This is a genomic window from Janthinobacterium sp. SUN137, from assembly GCF_030587265.1.
Lineage (GTDB): Bacteria > Pseudomonadota > Gammaproteobacteria > Burkholderiales > Burkholderiaceae_D > Janthinobacterium > Janthinobacterium kumbetense.
Window position 1 is genome coordinate 1,030,069 of sequence record NZ_JAPWHZ010000003.1, and the last position, 25,975, is coordinate 1,056,043.

At 59.3% G+C, this 25,975-nt stretch carries 30 protein-coding genes; 23 read left to right on the forward strand and 7 right to left on the reverse strand.

Annotation, left to right across the window (positions count from 1 at the left end):
- Positions 1-308: 308 nt before the first annotated feature.
- The 3 genes from O3298_RS19615 to O3298_RS29185 form a co-directional block, all read right to left on the reverse strand.
- Positions 309-1,733 carry a hypothetical protein gene (locus tag O3298_RS19615; protein WP_305060319.1) on the reverse strand — a complete coding sequence of 475 codons (1,425 nt, stop codon included), beginning with the start codon at positions 1,731-1,733 and terminating at the stop codon, positions 309-311.
- A 441-nt stretch (positions 1,734-2,174) separates the two neighbouring features.
- Positions 2,175-2,912 carry an immunity 52 family protein gene (locus O3298_RS19620; protein WP_305060320.1) on the reverse strand — a complete coding sequence of 246 codons (738 nt, stop codon included), beginning with the start codon at positions 2,910-2,912 and terminating at the stop codon, positions 2,175-2,177.
- 4 nt (positions 2,913-2,916) lie between these two features.
- Complete coding sequence (locus O3298_RS29185; protein WP_369811618.1) at positions 2,917-3,216, reverse strand: Tox-REase-5 domain-containing protein; 300 nt, start codon at positions 3,214-3,216, stop codon at positions 2,917-2,919.
- 594 nt (positions 3,217-3,810) lie between these two features.
- On the opposite strand from O3298_RS29185, the gene O3298_RS19625 reads away from it, so the two are divergent.
- Positions 3,811-4,095 (forward strand): hypothetical protein, encoded by a 285-nt coding sequence (locus tag O3298_RS19625; protein WP_289919038.1) that lies wholly within the window; start codon positions 3,811-3,813, stop codon positions 4,093-4,095.
- A gap of 88 nt (positions 4,096-4,183) precedes the next feature.
- Here O3298_RS19625 and O3298_RS19630 read toward each other — a convergent pair whose 3' ends face one another.
- From O3298_RS19630 to O3298_RS19645, 4 genes are all read right to left on the reverse strand, one after another.
- On the reverse strand, positions 4,184-5,785 hold the full coding sequence (locus O3298_RS19630) for a sensor domain-containing diguanylate cyclase (RefSeq protein ID WP_289919037.1): 1,602 nt from the start codon (positions 5,783-5,785) through the stop codon (positions 4,184-4,186).
- Between the two features lie 516 nt (positions 5,786-6,301).
- Positions 6,302-6,517 (reverse strand): hypothetical protein, encoded by a 216-nt coding sequence (locus O3298_RS19635; RefSeq protein WP_289919035.1) that lies wholly within the window; start codon positions 6,515-6,517, stop codon positions 6,302-6,304.
- A complete protein-coding gene (locus O3298_RS19640) occupies positions 6,514-7,578 on the reverse strand; it encodes a phage portal protein (protein WP_289919033.1) in 1,065 nt (354 codons plus the stop codon). Before O3298_RS19640 ends, O3298_RS19635 begins: the two co-directional genes overlap by 4 nt.
- A complete protein-coding gene (locus tag O3298_RS19645; RefSeq protein WP_289919031.1) occupies positions 7,575-9,386 on the reverse strand; it encodes a terminase ATPase subunit family protein in 1,812 nt (603 codons plus the stop codon). The genes O3298_RS19640 and O3298_RS19645 overlap by 4 nt, the downstream gene beginning before the upstream one ends.
- 136 nt (positions 9,387-9,522) lie before the next feature.
- On the opposite strand from O3298_RS19645, the gene O3298_RS19650 reads away from it, so the two are divergent.
- The 22 genes from O3298_RS19650 (at position 9,523) to O3298_RS19755 (ending at position 25,975) form a co-directional block, all read left to right on the forward strand.
- Entirely contained in the window at positions 9,523-10,326 is an 804-nt protein-coding gene (locus tag O3298_RS19650) for a GPO family capsid scaffolding protein (RefSeq protein WP_289919027.1), read from the forward strand.
- 47 nt (positions 10,327-10,373) lie between these two features.
- Positions 10,374-11,393: a phage major capsid protein, P2 family gene (locus tag O3298_RS19655; RefSeq protein ID WP_289919025.1), complete on the forward strand. Its 1,020-nt coding sequence runs from the start codon at positions 10,374-10,376 to the stop codon at positions 11,391-11,393.
- Positions 11,393-12,109 (forward strand): phage terminase small subunit, encoded by a 717-nt coding sequence (gene gpM, locus O3298_RS19660; RefSeq protein WP_289919023.1) that lies wholly within the window; start codon positions 11,393-11,395, stop codon positions 12,107-12,109. Before O3298_RS19655 ends, gpM begins: the two co-directional genes overlap by 1 nt.
- Before the next feature lie 105 nt (positions 12,110-12,214).
- On the forward strand, positions 12,215-12,718 hold the full coding sequence (locus O3298_RS19665; protein WP_289919021.1) for a head completion/stabilization protein: 504 nt from the start codon (positions 12,215-12,217) through the stop codon (positions 12,716-12,718).
- Entirely contained in the window at positions 12,718-12,933 is a 216-nt protein-coding gene (locus O3298_RS19670; RefSeq protein WP_289919020.1) for a tail protein X, read from the forward strand. Before O3298_RS19665 ends, O3298_RS19670 begins: the two co-directional genes overlap by 1 nt.
- A 65-nt stretch (positions 12,934-12,998) precedes the next feature.
- On the forward strand, positions 12,999-13,370 hold the full coding sequence (locus O3298_RS19675) for a hypothetical protein (RefSeq protein WP_099388137.1): 372 nt from the start codon (positions 12,999-13,001) through the stop codon (positions 13,368-13,370).
- The gene (locus O3298_RS19680) at positions 13,370-13,930 is read left to right on the forward strand and encodes a glycoside hydrolase family 108 protein (protein WP_289919019.1); all 561 of its coding nucleotides are present in this window, start codon (positions 13,370-13,372) and stop codon (positions 13,928-13,930) included. Before O3298_RS19675 ends, O3298_RS19680 begins: the two co-directional genes overlap by 1 nt.
- A complete protein-coding gene (locus O3298_RS19685; protein ID WP_289919018.1) occupies positions 13,927-14,439 on the forward strand; it encodes a lysis system i-spanin subunit Rz in 513 nt (170 codons plus the stop codon). Before O3298_RS19680 ends, O3298_RS19685 begins: the two co-directional genes overlap by 4 nt.
- A complete protein-coding gene (locus O3298_RS19690; RefSeq protein WP_289919017.1) occupies positions 14,423-14,911 on the forward strand; it encodes a phage tail protein in 489 nt (162 codons plus the stop codon). Before O3298_RS19685 ends, O3298_RS19690 begins: the two co-directional genes overlap by 17 nt.
- Complete coding sequence (locus O3298_RS19695; protein WP_289919016.1) at positions 14,908-15,375, forward strand: phage virion morphogenesis protein; 468 nt, start codon at positions 14,908-14,910, stop codon at positions 15,373-15,375. Before O3298_RS19690 ends, O3298_RS19695 begins: the two co-directional genes overlap by 4 nt.
- Before the next feature lie 91 nt (positions 15,376-15,466).
- The gene (locus tag O3298_RS19700) at positions 15,467-16,135 is read left to right on the forward strand and encodes a hypothetical protein (protein ID WP_289919014.1); all 669 of its coding nucleotides are present in this window, start codon (positions 15,467-15,469) and stop codon (positions 16,133-16,135) included.
- Between the two features lie 152 nt (positions 16,136-16,287).
- On the forward strand, positions 16,288-16,950 hold the full coding sequence (locus O3298_RS19705; RefSeq protein ID WP_305060321.1) for a phage baseplate assembly protein V: 663 nt from the start codon (positions 16,288-16,290) through the stop codon (positions 16,948-16,950).
- Positions 16,947-17,291 (forward strand): GPW/gp25 family protein, encoded by a 345-nt coding sequence (locus O3298_RS19710; RefSeq protein WP_289919011.1) that lies wholly within the window; start codon positions 16,947-16,949, stop codon positions 17,289-17,291. The genes O3298_RS19705 and O3298_RS19710 overlap by 4 nt, the downstream gene beginning before the upstream one ends.
- Positions 17,288-18,199: a baseplate J/gp47 family protein gene (locus tag O3298_RS19715; RefSeq protein ID WP_305060322.1), complete on the forward strand. Its 912-nt coding sequence runs from the start codon at positions 17,288-17,290 to the stop codon at positions 18,197-18,199. The genes O3298_RS19710 and O3298_RS19715 overlap by 4 nt, the downstream gene beginning before the upstream one ends.
- Complete coding sequence (locus O3298_RS19720) at positions 18,192-18,812, forward strand: phage tail protein I (RefSeq protein WP_289919006.1); 621 nt, start codon at positions 18,192-18,194, stop codon at positions 18,810-18,812. Before O3298_RS19715 ends, O3298_RS19720 begins: the two co-directional genes overlap by 8 nt.
- Complete coding sequence (locus tag O3298_RS19725; RefSeq protein WP_289919004.1) at positions 18,809-20,371, forward strand: phage tail protein; 1,563 nt, start codon at positions 18,809-18,811, stop codon at positions 20,369-20,371. Before O3298_RS19720 ends, O3298_RS19725 begins: the two co-directional genes overlap by 4 nt.
- 104 nt (positions 20,372-20,475) lie before the next feature.
- Complete coding sequence (locus O3298_RS19730) at positions 20,476-20,856, forward strand: hypothetical protein (RefSeq protein WP_289919003.1); 381 nt, start codon at positions 20,476-20,478, stop codon at positions 20,854-20,856.
- Positions 20,857-20,891: 35 nt separating this feature from the next.
- The gene (locus tag O3298_RS19735) at positions 20,892-22,067 is read left to right on the forward strand and encodes a phage tail sheath protein (RefSeq protein WP_289919001.1); all 1,176 of its coding nucleotides are present in this window, start codon (positions 20,892-20,894) and stop codon (positions 22,065-22,067) included.
- 56 nt (positions 22,068-22,123) lie between these two features.
- Complete coding sequence (locus O3298_RS19740) at positions 22,124-22,633, forward strand: phage major tail tube protein (RefSeq protein ID WP_289918999.1); 510 nt, start codon at positions 22,124-22,126, stop codon at positions 22,631-22,633.
- Between the two features lie 40 nt (positions 22,634-22,673).
- Complete coding sequence (locus tag O3298_RS19745; RefSeq protein ID WP_289918997.1) at positions 22,674-22,982, forward strand: phage tail assembly protein; 309 nt, start codon at positions 22,674-22,676, stop codon at positions 22,980-22,982.
- An 8-nt stretch (positions 22,983-22,990) separates the two neighbouring features.
- On the forward strand, positions 22,991-23,104 hold the full coding sequence (locus O3298_RS19750; RefSeq protein ID WP_071650284.1) for a GpE family phage tail protein: 114 nt from the start codon (positions 22,991-22,993) through the stop codon (positions 23,102-23,104).
- Positions 23,105-25,975 carry a phage tail tape measure protein gene (locus O3298_RS19755; protein WP_369811613.1) on the forward strand — a complete coding sequence of 957 codons (2,871 nt, stop codon included), beginning with the start codon at positions 23,105-23,107 and terminating at the stop codon, positions 25,973-25,975.

A 25,975-nucleotide genomic window follows, 5' to 3' on the forward strand; every position in this document is an offset into this window, starting at 1 on the left:
GCGGGGCTGCCGCGCAACGGCATTCGGGGCGGGCTGGACCGGTAGGCCCGGCCCTTCGAATCTCGCACGCAGGGCGCGAAGGGGAGCTGCTCGTTTCAGATAGGCAATAAAAACCGCCTTCGGGTGGTTTTTTATTGCCTAGCGGACGCGGTGAGTTGCACACATCAAGAATTGATGCGGCTTGCAAGCTGATTCACAATCTTATGCCTACAAAAATGCCTACAACGCCACGCTACCCGACAGCATCACATCGCTCTTATTAGAGTCCACGACCGAAAGCAATATTGCCAGAAGCATTGTTGACCGGATCAATTTTCTTTCTTGGGTTCATCCGATGCAACGATCAACTTCGCGGCTTCGACAACCTTCACAGCTTCAGCCTTCGCACTCTTTGCTTGCTGAAGGCTTTCGCTGACCATCGCCATTATTTTCGCTGGTAGATCGGGCGCCACTTTTATCGCATCTTTTACCGTGTCCGAATTGAGCAATTCTGACCAAGGAGAACCATGCTGTTCCGCCTCCACCAACCTCAACGGTGCTTCATCCAAGCGCGTCAATGCGGAGCGGAAAAGCGTCGCCTGAAACTCAGGATCTAGAACAGCAGCCTCTTTCCGGTAACCTTCATAGGCTTTGGCAACCGATGCTTTGAAGGCATAGTCCTCCGACAAGCGGAATCGCTGTCCAATCTGTTTGGTGGCTAACCAAGAAAACCATAGGGGGGCGCCTATTCCTAAGAAGGCAAGGAGTATCTGAGCAACTATGGCAGGCCAGTTTGGATTGTCTGCTCGCAGCTCCGCGGCCAATGAAGACAAACGGATGATTCCAATTACAGAGCCGGCGATCAAGGCTGCGACCAAGCCCCCGACCCATAACTGCATAGAACTACCCAGCGAGGCAGCTTTTTGATCGAATGCTCCTGCTAGTCCTTTGGTCGTTGTGATGTGGTAGGCCTCTTCACACTTTGCGATGAGTTTTTCAGCTATGTCTTCATTTTTTTTCATGCTATCCAAAGTAGCCTGGATCTTCTTCTGCATGTCATCCAATGCATTCTCGGTTTTCACCTGAACCTCGCCCCAGACAGTACTGGCTCGACTCTCTATAGAATCAAGTACTACCGCCGCCTTTGTTGCTGACTCGGCGCTTTTGGACGCATTTCTGTCGGTTTCTTGAGCGGTCTGCTCGACTGCCTCCCGCGCCTCCCTCAAAGCTTGCAAATCCAACTCAAGATTTTCTGCAACATGATGCGCGGCATTGATTGCGGTAACTTTGCTGGTAAGGTCCGGAATAGCCGCCTCAATGTCTTCCACGCGGCGTTGTGCGGCAACCGAGCGTCTGGCAAGCTGGGCTGGCAAAGCAGCATTTGGTACGGCCATCCATCCTGTCGAAGGTAGCAATTTATTACGTATAAATTGTAAAGTCTCAAGCATGGCGGGGAACCCCTGCACGTTCCCGGTGTAGGTGTTTGGCAGCGTCTGGGTCTGCATCACAGAAATACGATGTGGCAAATGCAATACCCATGGTTTCATCTCTTCGGGGTATTGTTCGGCGTTCACGGTGCGTAGGTCATCGGAGATACTGCGAGCGATCCAAGAGAAATCTTGCCGGTTTAAAGCTGGAGCTGGCCATCCCCAGTGATCACTGAAAATCTGGTCCGTATTATGGGAAAATGAACTCACTATTTCATCAGCGAACTGGTCGAGTGCGGCACACACTAAGGATAAATCTTGATGCATAGCTTGCTCCTCCCCGGAAACCAAATTATCCAAATGGCAACATGCGAGTGAGACTAACAATCAGAAATTGTCAATGCGACGCGAGGGGAATATCCGCCATCCAGACACGGGCTGACGCGCGGGGGCGTAGAAGCTGGCTCAGTCGGAAAGCAAACTAGGACCAAGACCGCGCGTATGCGGCGCTCGAGGCTGCCGCGTAGCCGCAGTTTAAGGAATCGGGGCGGGCTGGGCCGGTAGGCCCATCCCTTCGAGCGTCACGAACAGTTTAACCCGTCGCCAGTTTTCAAGTCTTCAAAATACTTCATACAGTTCAAATGCTTACGCGTAATTTTGTTCCGCACGCAATGTTTTTCCACCACCTTGCAACGCACTGTTTTCACCGCCCCACACGGACGATGCGGAAACGTTTTTTTGTGCAAGTGTGGTCTGTACAGCCAGCGCTTAGTGGTCCGCGAAAGGAGGTAGTAAGTCTTGATCGACCAAACGGATTTCGATGGCGTTGGCTATCTTGACGTGCTCAGGGTTCTCGTCCGAGAACGGCACGTCGGTGACACTGACAATGATGGTGCCGATTTGTTTATCGTTATCCTTCTCGTCCGTGATCATCACAGGCACCAGCGCGCGGGCCTCTGGCACTTGCTGGACCGCCAGCACGCGCGGAAGGTAGAGCATCCAGCCTACGCCAGGCCGATCCTGGAATACCTGCTTCTCAAAATACTGATAGCGTGCGACATTGATGATGCTAGGTTGAAGACTACCGGCAATCATTGAGAGAAGCTCTATCACGCCATCAAGCCCCCCAAGACGTTGAATACCTTCGCCTTGATAATTAATCTCAAGGCTCCAGGCAGGCCAGTCCTCATCGTGAAACTGAAAAGTAATAGTCGCTCCATCGCCTTGCTTAAGTTCTCCATTCCATGCAGAAAAATAACGAATATTGTCGCCTTTAAACTCTGTTTCGAGTACCGCCTCGGCTGCAGGGGTGAGTTCTCCCAGGGCGTCGAAAGCTGGGTATCGAAGCGACTCCTCTTCGGTATCCCCCATCAGGAACCACTGTTTTCCCAGGGGATCAGTTTTTTGCAGAAATCGGACGATAGGCCCAATCTGTTCGACATTGGACCGGAAGGCTAACGATGTGCCGGGTGTCAGTTTTTTGAATGCGGCTTTTATTATGGTCATAATATTATGGAATGTGAAGGACGGATATTCCCAAACTGAGTAACTTTGGCTTCATATATCTGCAAGCCATCGCGGTTTGGAAGTAATACGTTAATGCGGCCGGTTTGTTTCTGTCTACGATTATTGATTGGGCCAGGGCCTGCTTCCCCATGTCAACGAAAATTTTTTCTTGAAAAGGGTATAAAAACTCACCTTCTCTATTAAAAAACTGATCGTATTCTGCTTGTGCCTCTTGCAACAAGCACATGCCAGATTTAAAGCCGTGGCCACTAGGGTCAGGTCCGCCATTAAGACACGGGCTGATGCGGTCGGTGCTGTGAAAGCTAGCTCAGTCGAAAAGCTAATTGGAACCACGAACGCGCGCCCTCGGCGCGCGGGGCTGCCGCGCAGCGGCAGCGGGTGGAGGATTCGGGGCGGGCTGGGCCGGTAGGCCCTGCCCTTCGAATCTCACACGCAGGGCGCGAAGGCGCCCTGCTCGCTTCCGCCAGGCAATAAAAAACCGCCCGAAGGCGGTTTCTTTATTTCCTGGCGGAAGCGGTGTAATGCGAATAGCTAGGAATCATAAGACTCTTCAGTCAACACTCAAAAACTGTACCTACAGAAATACCTACGAACGAATATCGGCAAAAAAAATACTTAGCGAAAAATATCACGCTGCTGGAGCTGGATCAGCACATAGTCGGATGCTCAAGTATGTAGGCAACTAACTCTCGCAGCCATATAACACATGGAATCAGAGGGGGGGCGATAAGCATAGAGCAAAAGGACACAGCTCAACAACATTCCACGTTGCCACTTAAAAGACTACATTTTGCTGATGTAAATCAAACCTTCGTCAATCATCAACCAAGATCAACTTGTAGAATGGAACCTCAATCGGAAGGTGGGAGTCCATGCTATGCACCTCAACAATAAGCATCAACTTAATGGTTATACTTTCGTCATCTCCACCGCCCTCTCGGTTGATGGGCGCTATCGGGGACTGATTTGGATTTCACAGCGAGGTGACAACGGAGCTGTACTTGACCCAGCATTGTGTATCGAGACGCCAGGGGCGCTAAAATCAATCCAAGCGATAAAAATCGAGGCTCTAGCCTATGTTCAGGAGCTGATGCAGAGCGACGCGCTTGGGCCACTTCTGGATGCACAGATGGAAGACACAGCCCAAAACCAGTCCTACTGAGCAACCAAATTAAGATGCAAGAATTGCTGTCGTCCATTATTATCCGCGAGCACTCCCACACTCCTATCAAATTTGAAAAGCAAAGCTATCAACTAAAAGCCGAGAGATTTTCTCCCGTTGCGTGCCCCCGGCGAGAAGGCGCACAACGAACCTGATTTCTCCCCGATTCTTTCGCTTTATACAATGCCTTGTCGGCGGCCTCGACCAACTCAATAGGCTGGTTTTCTAAATAAATCGGAGAAAAAGCCTCCACACCGATACTCACGGTCACAATCCCAAGCGGATTTCCAGTATGTGCAATTTCCATCGATTGAACAGCGCCACGAATACTCTCGGCAACTGCCAATGTTCCGGCGAGGTCGCTTCCGGGTAGCAACACGACCATCTCCTCACCACCATAGCGGGCGGCAAGATCACCTGGTCGGCGCATACTATAAGCCAGCACCTTGCCAATTTTTCTTAAACACTCATCGCCGGCCACATGACCATAAATATCGTTGTATCTTTTAAAGAAATCAACATCGATCATAATTAATCCAAGCGAACTTTCCCCACGCTGCGCACGATTAAACTCTCCCATTAACGACTCGTCAAAATGACGCCGATTTGCTAGTCCCGTCAACCCATCCTGATTAGCAAGCCGAGACAAAGTTTCATTAATCAATTCCAACTCAATTCCAGCCAACATTAACTTTTGCTCAGTTTTTGAACGCAGATTTATTTGCTTCGCCATACGATAACCAAGGTAGGAAATGAGCAATACCAAAATCCCGCCAACCAAAAACTGAAGATAAACATCACTGCGCCAATTCGCCAACACTTCATCTTGCGACAATGCAGCGGAGACGGCCAAAGGGTATTCCTCAACCCTTCTATAGCTATTGATTCGTGTAACCCCGTCCAATCTCGATTTTATGGATGCCGTGCCTATCGGCCCTTTTGAAAGATAATCCTTAAACAATGGGAACTGCGATATATCTTGTCCAAGCATTTTTTCATCAAATGGCCTTCTCAATAAAAGTATGCCTTTTCCACTTGCGATAAAAATTGCTCCTCGCTTACCTATCGAAAATTTATCATAAAATACTTTGAAATATTTCATATCAATTGTAGCAAGGGCAACACCGCCGAAACTTCCATCAGGAAGATTAATGCGACGCGATACAGTAATAATCCAATCGCCAGTCGACTTGCTGCGTACAGGCGGACCGATATACGGGCCACGTTCGGTATTATTTCTATGGTACTTAAAATACTCTCGATCAGCATTATTCAAATTCTTTAGCAACACTTTCTGAGAATTGACCAGCCAGCTACCATCTTTGGCATAAACGAACACTCCATGCAACTGGGGTAACTCCGCCACGCGCATAACCAGTAGATCATGAATACGGGTCAGTTCAAGGTCAGAGGTTCCATCCTTCTCTATACGCTCTACCAACCCAATCAATGCGGTATCAGTTTCTTTGATCGTGTCATAGGCATGCTGGGCTACCGACTGCGCCAGATTAGCACTTTCCCGGGCGGCTTCGCTTAGCTGCACGTCTCTTGCACGCCATGCCATCCAGACCTGAATTGCAAGAAGTGACATACAAACCACGACAACAAATGTGATCGCCACCGGTAACAAGGAAAAGCGCTTGAAGCCCGAGCCCATCATCCGCGCCGGCAAGCTATTTGAATCGGCCATGGAACAACTCCCATTTACATGTGGAAAAGATTGTGCGCCAAATAGCGCTCCAAATACTCACACATCGTAACAAATAAGATGTAAAAAAGTTAAAAACAACACTACCACCTCACAATCTCGAATGGATGTCGAACAGTCCACATTTTTTGTAAAAATTGGGTTGCAGGGCAATCTGGCCACAAACGGGAGAACATTCCGCGCACAAACTCAAATTGGCGAAAAACTGCGTCAAAATGCGTCAAATCGCATGATCCCTCTTCGCCCCGCCGCGCCAGTCCTCATGCGCCTTCGGCCATGGCGCAAATTTGAGTCAAAAGACCCCTAACTAGCGGGCAGGTGTGGAGGGGGGACAACTGCGCGCGCCGGGCCGAAATGGGACTTTTTCTTGCATCTGGAGCAACATCAATCATCAAGACGTGAAAAAGCCGCCTCGTGGGCGGCTTGTGCGGTCGCTGGGGCGTTCCGGCGCGGCTGGGCTGTCGCGGCTCCACCCTGCCGGCTATCGCGGCGTGGCGGTCATCCTGGGCGGCCGGCGCGGATCATCGCCGCCTGTTCCTTGTCGTAGTCGTCGCGGCAGTCCACATCGCAGAACAGCAGCGCGGGCGCCAGCGCCTCGTCGCAGTAGTGGCAGCAGCCATGCGGCGCCAAGCCAGGCCGGCGGCGCACGGCGGCCAGGCCGCGCGCCACCTCGGCGAAGATGATCTTGTCCGTGTTGTCGATGTGATCGCTCATGCCGCGCCCTCCCCGCCCGTGGCCAGGTCATACGGGGCGAACTTCACCACTTCCACGCCGGCCCACTCGTTGATCGCCATGAACTGCGCCTGCAGCGGCACCAGCTCGTTACGCGCGAAGACACGCGCGGCCGGTTCGACGGCGCCGAAGCCGCCGGCATTGTTCGGCAGGATGCCCATCAGCTGGGGCGGCACGCGGTGCGCAGCCAGCTGGTCGTCGCGCGTGACGCTCTTGATGTTGAAAAACTCGTCCTTGGCGGCCACGTCCGACACCGGCAGAATCTGGATGCCGTCCTTCTTGCCGTTCGGCGCGTACATGAACAGGTTGCGGAAGTTACCCGGCCCCTTGCTGTCGCGCATGGCCTGGCGCAGGTTGTCCACGTCCTGGGTGTTGGCGGCCGCGTCCGTCATGTAGAACACGAAGCCGGCGTGTGAGCCGTTCTTGTAATACTTGCGACGGAACAGGGTGGCCGCCTCGTTGAGCCAGGCCGACTGCAGCGCGCTCAGGTACTGCGGCACGCCATACAACTCCTGGTTCACGTCCGGCTCCATCAGGTGAAAGACGCGGCCCTTGTCGAACTGGTGCACGGCTTGGTAGCCGTTGACGAAGAAATACGTGTCCAGATCGACGCCGCGCCGCATGTACTTGGCCAGCGCGTGCTGGTACGCCAGCGCCTTGCCGCTGCGGCTGGGCCGGTCTTCCAGGTAGGCGTTGCCAAACGTCAGGAAGTCCAGGGCCATGCGTTTAAAAGCGTCGCGCGACAGGTACTTGCTGGGAATCAGGGTGGACGCCAGCACGTTGGCCTTGAAGTGGATCGCGCTGCTGTGGTGCACGCCGGCATTGAAGGACTTGGCCAGGCCCGCCAGGTTGACGGGCGGCTCATACCAGTGGCCGTTCTTCCAGCATTCGAAGCAATCGAGGATATCGGCGTGCTCGAGCACGGGCGTGGGGTCGCCGAAGGAAAACGCCTCGATGCCGGCGGCGGCCGGCGCCGTGGCCGCTGTTGATGGGGCGCCCTGGGCCTGCTGGCCGCGCGCGCGCAAGTGTCGTGCTTTTCTCAAGAATAAATCTCCATGAAAGAGTGATGGTTGTCGGTGGTGCCTTCGAACGGCTCGTGATCGAGGGCGTGCATGCAGGCCCACGCCAGATCGGCGTGGCCGGTTTCGTCGCTGCGGCCGGCGACATAGGTCACGTGCCGCCCGCTGGGGGTCAGGGTCTTGTGGATGGCCATGAAGGACTGCGCGATGTCCGTCCAGCCGGCGTCAAACTCCAGCCGGCCCTTGCTGATGATGTTTTTGGCCTTCAAGACCATGCGGGTCTTGACTTCGGGCGAGTAGTTCAGCGGCGTGACGGCCGGGAAGAAGCCACGCACGATGGGCAGCACGCCGATACCCATGCCGGTCGTGTCGATGCCGATGTATTCGACGTTGTAGCGCTGGGTCATCTGGCGGATGGCATCGGCGTGGTCTTCAAAGCTCTGCCCGCGCCACTGGTGGCGCTCCAGGATGCGGAACTTGCCGCCGGCCGTCATGGGCGGCGCCAGCACGACGCAGCCGGCGCTGTCGCCGTTCAAGGCCGGGTCGTAGCCAATCCACACGGGCCGGTTACCGAACGGGCGCAGGCCCAGCAAGGGCTTGTAGTCATCCCATTCGACCCAGGAATCGACCATGCAGCGCTGCAGCTCGGCCAGCGGGAAGACACTGGCCGAGTCGTCAATAAAATTGCACATCAGCAGGTTGTCGAACTGGTCGGGGCTGTATTCGAAGTTGCGCAGTTCGTCGATGTCGAACAGGTTGCAGCCGCCGCGCTCGGCGTCAAGGATGGTGACGATCTGGCGCCAGATTTTGTCCTCGCCCGTGAATCCCGACGACAGGCGGCCATGGCTCACATCAATGTTCACCTGGTCGGCCTTGGCGCGGCGCTTGTTGAACAGCTCGCCCGTCCAGAACGGGTAAGCCTGGTGCGTGGTCGAGGATGGCGTTGAAAAGTAGGTCTTGCGCCATTTCTTGTGGATGGCCATGCCCGAGGCCACCTTGTTCAACTCCTGGAAATTCTGCGTCCAGAAAAATTCATCGAAGTAGAAATTACCGTGGTAGCCCTGCGCCGTGCGCGCGTTCGTGCCCAGGAAGTACAGGTGCGCGCCGTTCGGCAGCACGATGGGATCCCCCGTCAGCTCGATGCCGGCCGCTTCGCGCGCGAATTGCACGATGTATTGCTTGAAGACGTGCGCCTGCGACTTCGATGCGGACAGGAAAATCTGGTTCCGCCCGGTTTCCATCGCGTCGGCCAGCGCCTCGCGCGCGAAGTACCAGGTGGCGCCGATCTGGCGCGACTTCAAAATGGCGCGCGTGCGCTGGTCGCCGTTGCGATACCAGACTTTTTGATAGTCGAACAGCGAATCCTGGAAGGCGTCGAGCAGCTGGATTTTCTGTTCTTCGCTGAAATCGTTGCGCGTCGGTTTCTTCTTCGGACCCGCATTGCGGTTCGCCAGCTTGGGGTTGAGATCGACCTCGTTGCCGCCCGGCTGCTCATAGCGGCGCACGCGCGCCATCTGCACGATGGTGCGCGCCAGCAAGTCAATTTCCTTGTAGTCGCTGCCGCTCTTGACCTCTTTTTCGATCAGTTTCACCAGGCGCAGCTCGGCCGACGCTTCCACGTGCTCGATGGCCTGCGCCTTGTCCCACTCGTCGCGCTCTTTCCAGCTATTGATGGTGCTGCGCTTAATTCCGAGGTGGCGGGCGATGGACGAAATGCGCCAGCCCTTCCAGTACAGGGCGCGCGCGGCTCGGCGCGGCTCGGATTCGGGCACGGCCAATTCGGCGATTTTCTCGTCGGGGGTTTGTTCGCTTGTTTTCTCAATTGTCAGCATGCCGCCAGCGTAGGCCGCGCGCGCGCGGAGCGGGGAAAGGCAAAAGTCGCTATGACCCATAGCAACCCGCACCGCATTGAATCGCGGCGCCAAGACGTTGACCATGGCGTTATCCGATCAACCGAGAACATCCACCATGTCCAAACCATCGACAAAGCCATCTAAGTTTTTCCGCGTCGCGACCGAAGGCGCCACCACGGACGGCCGCAATATCGACCGCGCCACCATCGAGCAAATCGCCGCCACCTACAACCCGAAGACCTACGGCGCGCGCATCTGGCTGGAACACATCCGGGGCATCCTGCCCGACGGCCCGTTTAAAGCCTACGGCGACGTGATCGCCGTGAAAGCCGAAGAGGTGGACACCGACAGCGGCAAGAAACTGGCCCTGTTCGCGCAAATCGAACCCACGCCGGAGCTGATCGCCATCAACAAGGCAAAGCAAAAGCTGTACACCAGCCTGGAAATCCAGCCCGACTTTGCCGACTCGTCGCAGCCCTACCTGGTCGGCCTGGGCGTCACCGACAGCCCGGCCAGCCTGGGCACCGAGGCGCTGCAATTCTCAGCCAGCCGCAAGCAGCAAAGCACCAACCTGTTTACGTCGGCCGTCGAGGTCACGCTGGAATTTGACGAGCCGCAGGGCATCAAGCTGGCCGACGCCGTGAAAAACCTGCTGTCGCGCTTTTCGAACAAATCCGGCGCCGACGCCGCGCAGTTCGCCGACATCAGCGAAGCCGTGCAGGAACTGGCCGGCCACGTCGTCACCGCCAACGACAACTATGCCGATGCCCTCAAGCGCCTCGATGCCGCGGAAAAGGCGCAGAAAGCGACGCAGGACGAGCTGGCCGCCTTCAAGGCGCAAATGGACGAAGCGCCCGGCAACGGCCCGCGCCGTCCGGCCGCCACCGGCAACGACGGCGCCGTGCAGACCGAGTTTTAAGCGCGCGCCATCCACCAACACCCCATTCAACAACGGAGCACTGATTCATGAAAAAGCAAACGCGCCACGTCTTTGGCCAGTATGAAACCCGCCTGGGCCAACTGAACGACACGGACAACGTGGCCAAGACGTTCAGCGTCACCCCCAGCGTGCAGCAAAAGCTGGAAACGAAAATGCAGGAATCGAGCGAATTCCTGTCGAAAGTGAACATCATCGGCGTGACCGAGCAGGAAGGCGAAAAGCTGGGCCTGGGCGTGTCCGGCCCGATTGCCGGCCGCACCAACACCAAGGACAAGGAACGCAAGACGCGCGACCTGTCCACCCTGGACGGCACCAAATACCGCTGCGAGCAAACGAACTTCGACACGCATTTGAACTATGCCAAGCTGGACGCCTGGGCCAAGTTCGCCGACTTCCAGTCGCGCGTGGCTAATGCCATCTTGACCCGCCAGGCGCTCGACCGCATCGTCATCGGCTTCAATGGCGTGAAAGCCATGGCCGACACCGATCTGGACGCCAACCCGCTGTTGCAGGATGTGAACAAGGGCTGGCTGCAGCACCTGCGCGAACTGGCACCCGAGCGCGTGCTGGGCCTGGTGGCCAACGGCATGCCGGGCAAGGTCGTCATCGGCGACGTGGACGGCGCCGAGTATGCCAACCTCGACGCGGCCGTGACGGATGCCGTCAACCTGCTCGATCCCTGGTATCAGGAAGATACCAATCTGGTGGCCATCGTCGGGCGCAAGCTGCTGAACGACAAGTATTTTCCATTGGTCAACACCAAGCAGGCACCGACGGAAACCCTGGCGGCCGACATCATCATCAGCCAGAAGCGCATCGGCGGCTTGCCGGCGGCGCGCGTGCCCTACTTCCCGGACAACGCCATCCTGATTACGCGTTTCGACAATCTGTCGATCTACTTCCAGGAAGGCGCGCGCCGCCGCCGCGTCGAAGACGTGCCCAAGCGCGACCGCATCGAAAATTACGAATCGTCGAACGATGCCTACGTGATCGAAGACCTGGGCCTGGCCGCGCTGGTGGAAAACATCGAGCTGAAAGACAAGTGATGGCCAACCAATCCCCCGCCCTGCGCCACCGCGCGCGCATGCTGGCCGAGCGCACGGCCGGCGCCGCTGCGCCGCAGGGCGTGACCACCGGCAGTGCCTATGAGCTGATGCTCTATAAGCTGTCCGATGATCGACGCCAGCTGAAATCCATCCAGTCGGTCCAACGCAAGATCGAGGTCAAGGCCACCATGCTGGCGACCTATGCGCAGTGGATCGACGGCGTGTTGGCCGGCGGCAAGGGCGCCCAGGATGACGTCTTTGCCACCTTGCTGGTATGGCACATCGACACGGGCGAATATGACCGCGCCCTGGTCATGGCCGCCTACTGCATGGAACATCGCTTCACCCTGCCGGAAACCTACAGCCGCGACATTCCGACCATGATGCTGGACGAATTCGCCGCAGCCTACCTACAGGGCAAGCTGGGAGACGATCCCCAGCATGCCGTGGCCGTGCTGAGCGCCGTCGAAGCCATGACGGCCGCCAGCGATGCGCCCGACCAGGCGCGCGCCAAGCTGCACAAGGCCATTGGCCTCGCCATGATCGCCGTGCTCGATCAGGCCGACGACACGGACATCGCCCCGGCGCTGGTGGCGCAGGCGGAAACGGCCATGACCCAGCTGAAACGCGCGCGCGCCCTGTCCGAGTCGTGCGGCGTCAAGAAAGATATGGAACGGCTGGAACGGCGCCTCAAGCGCGCGGCCGGTTCCGCGTAAGAGCATCCCCCGCAGCACGGCGGCACGGGGGGATTCTGGCCACGCATCGTCAACGATATTGACCTGATGAACCCCGTCCACCGCCCCCTTTTGAAAGCGTCCCGTATGTCCTTCATGGCCCTGCCCCCGTCCATCCCGCACGGCGCCTCCCCGGCGCCGCTAGCGCCGGCCATCGGCATCATCGAGAACGACGGCTGGTTTCCCGATATTGCGCTGGCCGATATGCGCGACGCCATGCGCCTGGACGGCACCGTCACCGACGCGCGCCTGGTGCAAGCCGTGGTGGACGCCATCCTGCACGTCAACCGCGAGCTGGCCGACTGGCAGGCCACGCATGCCCAAGCCGGTATTGCCGCCCTGGTGGACGTGCCGGCCGCGCGCATCAACCGCGAGTCCCGTTTGCTGGCGCAGTACCGGCGCGCTGTCTACAGCACGGCGAAAGCGGACCTGATCGAGCGTTACCGCGATTACGACAGCACGGCCACGTCCGTCAGCGACAAGAAAAGCATGGAATGGCTGGACGAGGCACCCGGCGCGCAGCGGCGCAATGCGCAGTGGGCCATCGCCGATATCGTCGGCCGCACGCACCTGACCGTGGAATTGATCTGATGCAGGTACGCACGCAGCAACATGACACCGTAGACGCCCTGGTGTGGCGCTACCTGGGCGACGGCGCGGGATACGTCGAGCAAACCCTGGAAATGAATCCCGCGCTGGCACGCCACGGCGCTGTGCTACCTGCCGGCCTGGTCGTCACCCTGCCCGAGCCGGCGCCCGGCACGGGCCAGGTGCCCGCAGTCGATCTTGTGCAGCTATGGGATTAACCGTCGCACTACCCCTTTTATCCATCATGAAAAATCTATCACCCCTCTCACCGGAGAATCAAGCAATGTCCGCAGAATCGTTTGGTGGTTTCGCCACCCTGGTCAAACTGTACGGCTTCAAGGCGGCGCTGGGCATGGTCGGCGCCGCCATGTTGTACATCGTACTGCCGCCGCTGAACAGCGACGGCACCTTCAACAAGGGCGAGTTTGTCGCCCGCCTGGCCTGCGCAGGCGTGTTCTCGTGCCTGCTGGGCGGCACCGCATACCAGCTGCTGTGCGCCCAGCTCCCCGCCATCGGCGCCATGGTCAACGCCAGCGCCATCGACCTGATCGTCGGCGCGCCCGGCTGGTGGGTATCGCGCGCAGTGGCCCTGTGGTTCCAGCGCCGCAGCGACAAGGACATCGCCGAGCTGGTCAAAGACGCGAAGGAGCATTGATGGCCACCATGGAAAATCCCCTGATTGCGCGCGTCATCGACGCCATCCTGCACGCCGAAGGCGGCTACGTGAACGACCCGCAAGACAAGGGCGGCGAAACCAATTACGGCATCACGGTGGCCGTGGCGCGCGCCAACGACTACACGGGGCCAATGCGAGATTTGCCCGTTACGATGGCGCGCGCTATCTACACGGCGCGCTACATCACGGAACCCAAGTTCGACCAGGTGCTGGCCCTGCATGCCGGCATCGGCGCCGAAGTGATCGACACGGGCGTGAACATGGGGCCGCACCGCGCGGCCGAGTTCCTGCAGCGCTGGCTGAACGGTTTCAACGACACGGGCGCCCGCTACCCCGCCCTGTTTGTCGACGGTCGCCTGGGCGCGCAGTCGCTGGGAGCGCTTGCATCCTTCCTGACATGGCGCGGCCAGGATGGCGCCACCGTGCTGCTGCGCGCCTTGAACGGCTTGCAGGCGGCACGCTACCTGGACATCACCGAGGCCAACAAGACCCAGCGCCGTTTTCTGTTCGGCTGGATCAAGGATCGGGTGGCCATGTGAGCACGACCACCTGGCGCCCGCTGGCCGCCTGCCTGCTATGCGGCGCCATCGCGGGCTGGACAGCGCAGGGATGGCGCAAGGACGCCAACATCGCCGAATTACAGCGCGCGGCCGCCACCAACAAAAGCACCGCCGCCAGCGCACTGGCCCAGGCCACTGCCCGCGTGCTGACGCTGGAGCGCGCCGCCGGCGCCGCCCTGGTACAGCGCGCCGACCACCTCACCCAGGAGCAAACCCATGCGAAAACCGAGCGTGACCGTTTTAACGCTGACGTGCGCAGCGGCGCTGTGCGCCTGTCAATCCCCGTCGCCAGCGGCCAGTGCGCCGCAACTGCAGATACCACCGCTGCCGCAGGCCATCGGATTGAAGCGCGCGCCGAACTTGACCCAGCGACTGCGGCAGCTCTTGACGCCATTGCCGGCGACGGCGACGACACCGCCCGCCAACTGAACGCCTGCATCGACGCCTACAACCTAGTACGAGACACCTACCATGTACAAACCGAATAGCCTGCGCCAGCACCTGGCCGCCGCCATCCCCGACCTGCAGCGCGACCCCGACCGCCTGCTGGTCTTCGCCGACGAGGGCAACGTGGTGGCATCGGCCACCTCCTCCCTCTCCTTCGAATACCGCTTCAAGCTCAACCTGATCGTCACCGACTACGCGGGCGACGCGGATGCCATCATGGTGGCCCTGATCGCCTGGCTCAAAGTCCACCAGCTCGACCTGATGGCCAACGAGGAAACACGCAAGCACGGCATTGCCTTCGAGGTGGACTTCAATAACCATGAAACGGTGGATATTTCGATCAAGCTCGACTTGACCGAGCGCGTGGCCGTCAAGACCGGCGAGGCCGGGCGCCTCGACATCAAGCACCTGGCCGAGATACAGCACATGCCGGCCTACGCGGACGAGTTCTGGAAGCTGTATGCCGGCGAGACCCTGCTGGCCGAATGGCGCACGCCCGAGGCCACGCCATGAGCGACGACCTGCACGCGCTGGAAACATGGGCCGGCGCCCTACTGGCCAAGCTGCAGCCAGCCCAGCGCCGCGCCATCAATCACAAGGTGGCCATCGACCTGCGCCGCAGCCAGGCGCAGCGGATCAAGGCGCAGCAGGGACCGGATGGCACGGCCTACCCGGCGCGCAAGCGGCGCAAAGAATTCAAGGGGAAGAATGGGCGGATCAAGCGGCAAAAGGCGGCCATGTTCGCCAAGATTCGTAGCGCCAAGCACCTGAAAGCAAAGGCGACAGGCAACCAGATTGAGGTCGGTTTCTTTGGCTGGGTGGCGCGCGTGGCGCGGGTGCATCAAGATGGCCTGACGGATAAAGTCACGAAGAGGGGTACGAGTTATACATATCCTGCACGACAGTTGTTAGGCATGAATATTCTTGACAAAACACTAATAAGAGAATCATTGTTGCTCCACATGTCAGAATTATGAAAATAGAAATCACTTACTTTCAAAGTACATCATTGACTATTATTTAACATAAAACGATACTACCTATTTCAGGGTTTCCAAGGGAAAAGTAGTGAAAAATACCATTCAAGTACAAGAAGTTGTAGAGCCAGAATCTGGAAAAGTACACCGTTTTTATACATATAATCGAAAACCTTGCAAACGTGTTCCGATTGATACAAGGCTGAGTCGACAACTTGCAGGATATGCATTGATTGAGAAAGACCTTCGCAGCGTTGGAGTTTGGTTAGCCGAGATCGATTCTTTGCGTGCGAACGAAATAGAGATTAAGGGCCATATCTTAGCAAAAGATAGAAAAATGTATAATGTTATCAAAGGACTATTTGTCGCCGCATTAACATTTTATGGTAAATGTTTCACTAGGTGCGAAGGTAGACCAGTTAAATTAGAAAGGAAGCAAGTTGAAGAAAAATACCGATTAAAACACGATGACTTATTAAATTATCGAAATAATTTTGCTGCCCATAGTGGGGCAAAAAATCTTGAAAGTGTAGGAATTGCGGTCGTCTTACCTAGGGTAAAAAAAGGGGAAACTTATCCTCAACTATATAGAGAATTATATCAACCAGATCTATTTATTACAAAAGAAGGCGGCATAGACTTCAAGGAAGTGGTTGAAAGCATGAGGGAAGTTGTTTTAAAGAAAATACAATTACTTAGCGATAAAATAATGAAAGAAGAAGTAATGCCTCTTGGCCTTGACCATTGGCTGAAAAAATAATTTTATCATTTTCTGAAAACTTAAAATTAAATAAAAACAATGGTTTTCTATCTTTCCGAAACCCGCATACTCAGCCCCCCCCATAGTTAATAAGCGGAATATCAACCCGCCCCCGCGTGCATCCGCGCGCGGACTTCGGCAACATGTACTGCATGAACGCCGACCTGTCCGACCTCCTCCGCTTGCTGCAAAACCTGATCCGCCTGGGCACCATCGCCGAGGTCAAAGGGGCCAAGGCACGCGTCCGGCTCGGGCCGACACTCACCACCGAATGGCTGAACTGGGCAACACGGCGCGCCGGCAGCACGCGCACCTGGTCGGCGCCCACCATCGGCGAACAGGTGATCGTCTTTTCTCCTGGCGGCGACCTGAGGCGCGGCATCATCCTGCCCGCTCTGTACTCACAGGCGTTTGACGCGCCCGAAACCAGCGACAGCATCCACACCACGCACTACCCTGACGGCGCCGTGGTGCAGTACGACCACGCGGCCCATGCCCTGACGGCCACCCTGCCAGGCGGCACGGCCACCATCACCGCCGACAAGGTGACATCGAACGCGCCCAGCACCATTTGCACAGGCGACCTGACCGTCATGGGCAATCTGCTTGTCGAGCAATCGGCAACCGTCAACGGCGCCACCGCGCTGAATGGCGGCGTGAACGCCAAGGCCGGCGCCGCCGGCGGCGTGACCATGGCCGTGCAAGGGACAATCCAGGCGACCGACGACGTGCTGGCCGGTGCCATCAGCCTGCTCAAACATCCGCACGGTGGCGTCAAGCAAGGCGGCGACCAGTCAGACGGGCCACTGCCATGATGGGCATGCACGCCACCACCGGGCGCAGCCTGACGGGCCTGGGCCACTTGCGCCAGTCGGTCGCCGACATTCTCACCACGCCCATCGGCTCGCGCATCCAGCGCCGCCGCTATGGTTCCGAAGTGCCCGAGCTGATCGACCAGCCCCTGAACAGCGCCACGCAGTTGCGCATCTATGCCGCCACCGCCTTTGCCCTGCGCCGCTGGGAGCCTCGTCTGCAGCTCGCCAGCGTGCAGCTCACGCGCGACACGGACGGCGCCATCGCGCTGCTGCTCGATGGCACGGCCAATGGCCAGGGCATCACCCTGTCCGTGCCCGTCAAGCAAGGCGGCAGCGTATGAGCACGCCTATCGACCTGACCCAATTGCCCGCGCCCAGCGTCGTCGAGGTGCTGGACTTCGAAGCCATCCTCGCCAGCCGCAAAACGCATCTGGTCAGCCTGCTGCCGGAAGCCGAGCGCGCGGCCGTCACGACCCTGCTGGAGCTGGAATCGGAACCGGCCACCAAGCTGCTGGAAGAAAACGCGTATCAGGAAACCATCTTGCGCAACCGCGTCAACGAGGCGGGCAAGGCCGTCATGCTGGCGTTTGCGCTGGACGGCGACCTGGACCAGCTGGGCGCCAACGTCAACGTGGCGCGCCTGGTCATCACGCCGGCCAATCCGAACGCCCTGCCGCCCGTGGCCGCTGTCATGGAAGACAACGACGCCTACCGCCTGCGCATCCAGGAAGCGCCGGACGGCCTGTCCGTGGCCGGCCCGAAAGCGTCCTACGAATTCCACGCCCGCAGCGCCGACGGCCAGGTCAAGGACGCGAGCGCCACCAGCCCCGCCCCGGCGCATGTCATCGTCACCGTGCTGGCCAACAACGACACCGGCATCGCCGACGCCGCGCTGCTGGCTACCGTGGCGCGCGCGCTCAACGCCGAGGAAGTGCGCCCCCTGGGCGACCGCCTGACGGTACAGGCCGCCCAGGTCATCGATTACCAGATCGAGGCCACCTTGTTTATCGGCGTCGGCCCGGAGGTGCCGATCCTGCTCGATGCCGCGCGCGCCAACGCCGTGCGCGTGTCGCAGCCGCGCCGCCCGCTGGGCCACAGCATCTACCGGTCCGCCTGCAGCGCCGCCGTCCACGTCGAAGGCGTGCGCAAGGTCGTCTTGAACAGCCCGGCCGCCGACATCGAGCTGAACGCCACCCAGGCCGCCCGCTGCACCGCCATCAAGTTGAATGTGGTGGTGCTCGATGAATAAGCACGTGGCCACCCTGCCGCCCAACACCACGGCGCTGGAGCGCGCCATTGCCGTGGCCTGCGCCGAGCTGGTCAACGTGCCCGTGCCGCTGCGCGAGCTGTGGAGCGCCGACCGCTGCCCCGTCGCCCTGCTGCCGTTTCTGGCCTGGGCCTGTTCCGTCGACCGCTGGGACGACGCCTGGCCCGAATCGACCAAGCGCGGCGCCATCAAGGCGGCCTATTTCATCCACAAGCACAAGGGCACGATTGCCGCCGTGCGCCGCGTGGTGGAATCGCTGGGCTATCTGATCCGCATCACCGAATGGTGGCAAACCACGCCACCGGGCGTGCCGGGCACCTTCCGCCTCGACGTCGGCGTGCTGGACACGGGTATCACGGACGCCATGTTTCAGGAAATGGAACGCCTGATTGCCGACGCCAAGCCCGTCAGCCGTCACATGACGGGCTTGGCGCTTTATCTGGAAAGTCGCGGCACGGTTTACACCGGCATTGCCGCGTACCACGGCGACGTTATGACCGTCTATCCCTGGATTGCGGAAACCATCGAAGTGCGCGGCACACTGTTGCAGGCCGGCGCATCCCATACCATCGACACCCTGACCATCTATCCATGAGCACATATTTCGCTATCCTGACGCAAGTGGGCGAGGCCAAGCTGGCCAACGCCATCGCCCTGGGGCAAACCCTGAAACTGAAAAAAATGGCCGTGGGCGACGGCAACGGCACCCTGCCGACTCCCGACCGAGGACAAAAGGCGCTGGTGCGCGAGGTGCACCGCGCCGACCTGAACAAGTTGGACAAAGACCCGGACAACACCAGCCAGATCATTGCCGAACAAGTATTGCCCGAGAACGTGGGCGGATGGTGGATGCGAGAACTTGGCATCTACGACGAAGCCGGCGACCTGTGCGCGGTGGCCAACTGCCCGCCCAGCTACAAGCCGCTGATGACCGAGGGCAGCGGCCGCACGCAAGTGGTGCGCATTGTGCTGATCGTCGCCAGCACGGCCGCCATCGAACTGAAAATCGACCCGTCCATCATCCTGGCCACGCGCCAGTATGTCGATGAACAGATCATTACCGTGCGCGCCTACAGCGATGCGCAACTGGCCAAGCACCTGGCCGCTGCTGACCCGCACCCGCTGCTGGCCAAGGTCGCTTATGTCGATCAGCAAGACACCAGTGCACGCGCCTATGGCGACCAGCAACTGGCCAAGCACCAGGCTGCCGCCGATCCGCACCCGCTGCTGGCCAAGGTCGCCTATGTCGATCAACAGGACACCAGCGCACGCGCCTATGGCGATCAGCAGCTGGGAAAGCACCTGAGCGCTGACGACCCCCATCCGCAGCTGGCCCAGCGTAGCCATGTGGATCAACAGGACAGCAGTATCGTTGCCTACGGTGAACAGCAGCTGGCCAAGCACGCAGCGGCGGCCGATCCGCATCCGCAATACAGCATGAAGGAAGTGGCGACACTGCCGAAGTTTGACGCGTCTAAAAAACTGGCCAATGCCGAGTTTGTGCAGCAATCGCAAGGCAATATTATTGGGCATGATGCGGTGGGAATGGACCGCAGCCTGACCCCTGATGATATCGGCAAAGCGCTGTACTTTTCGGCGCCAAACGTGATTTTCACATTGCCTAAGCCTCGCGATCTTGGTTTATCAACAAATTCAGGCAAGTGCATTCACTTCTTTGGCTTTGGTGGCAATACGGCAAAAATCGTCCCAGGAGCGGGTGCCAATATCAGCTTCATTGTAGGAGGCGTCCCTTTCATCGAATTGAAAACGGGGCAATACCTCACGCTCACTGCAGCGTCCGATGTTGTATGGCAGGTCATCGACTCGACCGCCGAGCTGTGGCGCAATGCCGACTTTGCGGCAATGGTGTCTTCGAGCGGCTACCAGAGATTACCCAGCGGCATGATTCAGCAGGTCGGCGGCGGAGCGCAGACACCGGAATCTGGCTATGTCGACGTGATCTTCCCGATTCCGTTTCCGAACGAGTGTTTTCACGTCTTCACTGGATATGAAGGGCAAGGCGGAAGCGGATCCGTCGCGCCCAGCAACGTCAACGCCGGTATGAAGACAAAAACAGGCTGCCGCCTGTACACCTACAACGGAAATGCGCTTTCGGGCGGCATCACCCCATCCTATTTTGCGATTGGAAAATAATCATGGCCGTCAGATATTCACCGAGCACCGGATTCTTTTACCCTACCTGCATCGAGTACCAGGACATCCCATCCGATGTGTTTGAGGTATCCGAGGCGGACCACTTGGCCGCCCATACCGCCCGCGCATCCGGCGGATCGTTCAAATTTGTCAAAGGGACGCTGCGCATCACACCACCGGCCCCCATTCCCTATGGCCAGGTATGCGCCGTCTACCTCAACACCGTTCGCGCGCGCCGTGACGGCATCCTCAACCGCCTGGCCGGTATCGGCTTTGCCGCCATGGCCAGCGGCGACGCGGAAACCGCGCAAGCCATCACCACGGCGCGCACCTGCCTGCTCGACATCACCATCTGCCCGACGGTCGCCGCAGCACAGGATATGGACGCCCTGCAAGCGGCCGTCAGCGCCGAATTCCAGCGCATCGCCGACGCCTTGCCGCAAGAGGCCCGGCGCGCCTTCGATGATGCAGGCAGCCCCCAGTAACACCCCCGACATTTACCACCTACCAGGAGAGCAACATGGCCACCGACTACCACCATGGCGTGCGCGTCATTGAAATCAACGAGGGTTCGCGCCCCATCCGCACCGTGTCCACCGCTGTGCTGGGCCTGATCGCCACGGCCGACGATGCCGACCCCGTATCCTTCCCGCTCGACACGCCCGTGCTCGTCACCAATGTCCTGGCCGCCATGGGCAAGGCCGGCAAGACGGGCACCTTGTACCGCAGCCTGCAGGCCATCGCCGCGCAGACCAAACCCCTGACCATCGTTGTACGCGTGGCCGAAGGCGAAACGGAAGCGGAAACCACCAGCAACGCCGTGGGCGGCGTGTCGCCCGATGGCAAATACTTGGGCGCCCAGGCGCTGCTGGCCGCGCAAAGCAAGCTGGGCGTAAAACCCCGCATCCTGGGCGCGCCGGGGCTGGATACCCAGGCCGTTACCAATGCCCTGGCCAGCGTGGCGCAGCGCCTGCGCGGCTTCGTGTATGCGTCGGCTTATGGCTGCGCCACCGTTACCGCGGCCACCGCCTATCGCGGCCAGTTCGGCCAGCGCGAGGTCATGATGATTTGGCCGGATTTTGTCCACTGGAATACCGCCACCGACGAGGAAGCGAGTATTTCCGCCGTCGCCTACGCCATGGGCCTGCGCGCCAAGATCGACGAAGGAACGGGCTGGCACAAGACGCTGTCCAACGTGGTCGTCAACGGCCCGACCGGCATCAACAAGGACGTGTTTTTCGACTTGCAAGACCCGGCCACCGATGCCGGCGTGCTCAACGCCAAGGAAGTAACCACCCTGATTAACATGGACGGCTACCGCTTCTGGGGTTCCCGCACCTGCGAGGCGCCGGGCGGCTTCTTCTATTTCGAGAGCTACACGCGCACGGCCCAGGTGCTGGCCGACACCATCGCCGAAGCGCATTTCGCCTTTGTCGACCTGCCCCTGCATCCGTCCCTGGTGCGCGACCTGCTGGAAAGCATCAACGCCAAGTTCCGCGACTTGAAACTGCAGGGCTACATCATCGACGGCCACGCCTGGTATGACGAGCAATACAACGGCAAGGAAGCGCTGAAAGACGGCAAGCTGGCCATCGATTACGACTACACGCCCGTGCCGCCGCTGGAGAACCTGAAATTCCAGCAGCGCATCACCGACCGCTATCTGGCCGACTTCGCCTCGCGCATCGCCGCGTAATCGCCATCACCACCCTGCCCGCGCCAGCGCGGGCGCATTGAAATACTGGAGAAATTATGGGCCTGCCCCGCAAACTGAAAAACTTCAACCTGTTCCAGAACGGCGTGTCCTTCATGGGCATGGTGCCGGAAGTCACCTTGCCGAAACTTAGCCGCAAAATGGAAGAGTACCGCGCCGGCGGCATGAGCGGCCCCGTGTCCGTCGACTTCGGCAATGAGGCGCTGTCGCTGGAATGGAGCGCCGGCGGCCTGATCGCCGAAGCCCTGAAACAGTACGGCGCGCACACGCACGGCGCCGTGCAACTGCGCTTTGCCGGCGCCTATCAGGAAGACGATGACGGCACGGTGGCCGCCGTCGAGGTCGTCGTGCGCGGCCGTTACAAGGAAATCGATATGGGCGGCGCCAAGATGGGTGACGACACCACGCACAAATACACCATGGCCAGCAGCTATTACAAGCTGCTGATCGACGGCGCCACCATCATCGAACTGGACTTCATGAGCGGCACCGAGAACTTTGGCGGCGGCGACACCAACGCCGCCATCCGCAAGGCCATCGGCCTGTAATCCCCCCTTTTATTTACCACCACACCACAAGGAACACAGCATGAACAACGACACCCAAAACCAGGCCGTCATCGAACTGGACGAGCCGATCAAGCGCGGCGATACCTTCATCACCTCGCTGACTGTGCGCAAGCCCAAAGCGGGCGCCCTGCGCGGCGTGTCCCTGATCGATCTGGCCAACCTGAGCGTCACCGCACTGCAGGTGGTGCTGCCGCGTATCACCGAGCCAACCCTGACCGCGCACGACATCGCCAACATGGACCCGGCCGACCTGCTGAGCGTAGGCGCGGAGGTGGGCGCTTTTTTGGTGAGCAAAGCAGATCGCCTTTCGGTATCCCCGGCGAAGTAGAAGACGCCATGGCCGACATTGCCGGCGTCTTCCACTGGACGCCGGCAGCGATGGACGGCTTTACGATTGATGAACTGATGGCCTGGCGCGAACGCGCCCGGCAGCGAAGCGGAGCGGAATAAATGGCTGGTCGGGATTTGAGGTTACAGGTAGTGTTTGCAGCGCTGGACAAGATCACCGGCCCGCTGAAAAAAATCATGGGCGGTTCCAGCGACACGGCCAAGGCGCTGAAAGCGACCAGCGACCGTTTGCGCGAACTGAACACCCAGCAGAGAAACCTGGGGAAATTCCGCGAACTGCATAGCGGTATTCGAACAACGGGGGTTGAGCTGAAAGAAGCTCAAAAAAAAGTAAAAGAGCTGGCCGCAAGCATAAAACAGACCGAGTCTCCTACACGCGCCATGACGCGTGATTTGAAGGCGGCGACGAAGGTCACGCAGGCCTTGACGCTGAAAGGCCGCGAACAGAGCCAGCAATTCCGCGTCCTGCGCACCAGCCTCAAGGAGGCCGGCATCGACACGCGCCAACTGGGCAAGGCCCAGGAGTGGCTTAAGAACAGTATTCAGTTGACCAACGTTGAGCTGGCGTCGCAACAAAAGCGCCTGGCCGCGTCAGCCACCAAGCAGCAGCGCGTCACCAACGCCACCCAGCATGCGGACAAGCTGCGCAGCAAGGCGGGCAGTATTGCCATGGCCGGCGCGGGCGCGACAGCGGCCGGCGCGGTCATGGCTATGCCCATCGCCAAGGGGCTGCACGAGGCGAAGCACTACCAGCTGGAAAAGGCCCGCGTGAATGCCCTGGGCCTGGGGCCGGAAACCAGCCAGCAGGCGATCACCTTCGCCAAGAACATGAAGACCTACGGCACCAGCCAGAACGAGAACCTGGAACTGGTGCGCGACGCGATGTCGATCTTTGGCGACTTGCACCATGCGGAAATGGTCGCGCCCACCCTGGCCAAGATGAAGTTTGCCAACAAGGCATTCTTCGGCGCCGAGTCTGGCGAAGAGAACGAGCGCATCTTCATGGACTTGCTCAAAGTCATCGAGCAACGCGGCGGCACGGCCAGTTCGGAGAAATTCCACGACCAGGCCAACATGATGCAAAAGGTCATCACGGCCACGGGTGGACGCGTGGGGCCGACGGAATGGCTGAACTTCATCAAGACGGGCGGCATTGCCGCCAAGATCATGGACGACAAGCAGTTCTATTACCAGATGGAACCGCTGGTGCAGGAAGTCGGCGGCCACCGTGCCGGCACGGCCCTGATGTCCGGCTATTCGAACCTGTATCAGGGGCGCACCACCAAGCGCGCCGTGACCAATCTGGAAAACCTGGGACTGATCGGTGACCACAGTAAAGTGAAGCACGATAAAGTCGGTCAAGTCTCTACGCTTGGCCCTGGCGCCCTGCTTGGCAGTGACATTTTCCGGCGCAGCCAATTTGAGTGGCTGGAGCAAGTGCTGTTGCCACAACTGGAAAAGAAAGGCATCACGGATCCCAAGAAAATTGAGGACACCATCGGCAGCCTGTTTTCGACGCGCACGGCCGGCAATCAGTTTCTGGATATGTTCAAGCAACGCATCCAGATGCACAAGAACGCCAAGCTGAACGCAGGCGCGTATGACATCGAGCAGATTTATGACCTGGGCAAGCAGCAGGCCGGCGGCGCCGAACTGGAAGCGACGGCCAAGCTGGCCAACCTGAAACTGACCATGGGCGAAAAAATCCTGCCGCTTTATGCCCAAGGTCTGGAAATGGCCATCAGCGCCATCACGCGCCTGAACGGCTTCATGGAACGCAACCCGACCTTGGCCAAGATCATGATTACCGCCTTTGCCGTGCTGGCCGGCCTGCTGCTGGTGCTCGGCCCGCTGATGCTGGGCATTGCCGCCCTGATCGGCCCGTATGCCATGCTGCACGTCATGTTCGCCAAGATGGGCGTGACGGGCGGCGTGCTCACGCCCATCCTGCGCGGCCTGGGCGGTGCCTTCATGTGGGCGGGCCGTGCCGTGCTATGGCTGGGGCGTGCCTTCATGCTCAACCCGATTGGCTTGGCCGTGACGGCCATCGCCGGCGCCGCCTACCTGATCTATAAATATTGGGAGCCGATCAAGGGTTTCTTTAGCGGCATCTGGTCGCATATCAAGACCGCCTTTGCTGGCGGCATTGGCGGCGTCAGCGCCCTGATCGTCAACTGGTCGCCGCTGGGTCTGTTCTATCGCGCCTTTGCGGGCGTGCTGGGCTGGTTCGGCATTGCGCTGCCGGCCAAGTTCACCGACTTCGGCGCCAGCATCCTGCAGCGCATTACCGCATCCTGGGCGCCTATCGCTGGCTTCATTGCCGATATCTGGGCACGCCTGCGCACGGTCTGCGCCGGCGGCATGGGCAGCATCACGGCCCTGATTATCAACTGGTCACCGGTCGGCGTGTTTTACCAGGCCTTCGCGGGCGTCATGAGCTGGTTCGGCATCAAGCTGCCGGCCCAGTTCACCGAGTTCGGCGCCAACATCCTGCGTGGCCTGGTCAACGGCATCACCGGCTCCATGGGCGCCGTCAAGGACGCCATCAGCAATGCCGGTTCCAGCACCATTGCCTGGTTCAAGGAAAAGCTGGGTATCCACAGCCCGAGCCGCGTGTTTGCCCAGCTCGGCGACTACACCATGCAGGGCCTGGCCGTGGGCCTGGACCGCAGCGAGGGCGCGCCGATTGCCAAGGTTTCCGGCCTGGCGCAGCGCCTGACGAAATTGGGCGCCGGCATCGCCATCGGCACGGCCACGGCATTACCCGCCAGCGCCTTCGACACGCGCGCGCCGCTGGCACAAGGCGGGTTCGGCGCCGGCATGACCATTCAGGGCGACAGGATCGAAATCACCATCCAGGCGCAAGCCGGTTCCGATCCCCAGGCCATCGCCCGCGCCGTGTATGCGGCCATGGAACAGCGCGACCGCGAAAAGGCCGCACGCATCCGCTCGTCCCTGCGCGACCACGATTAA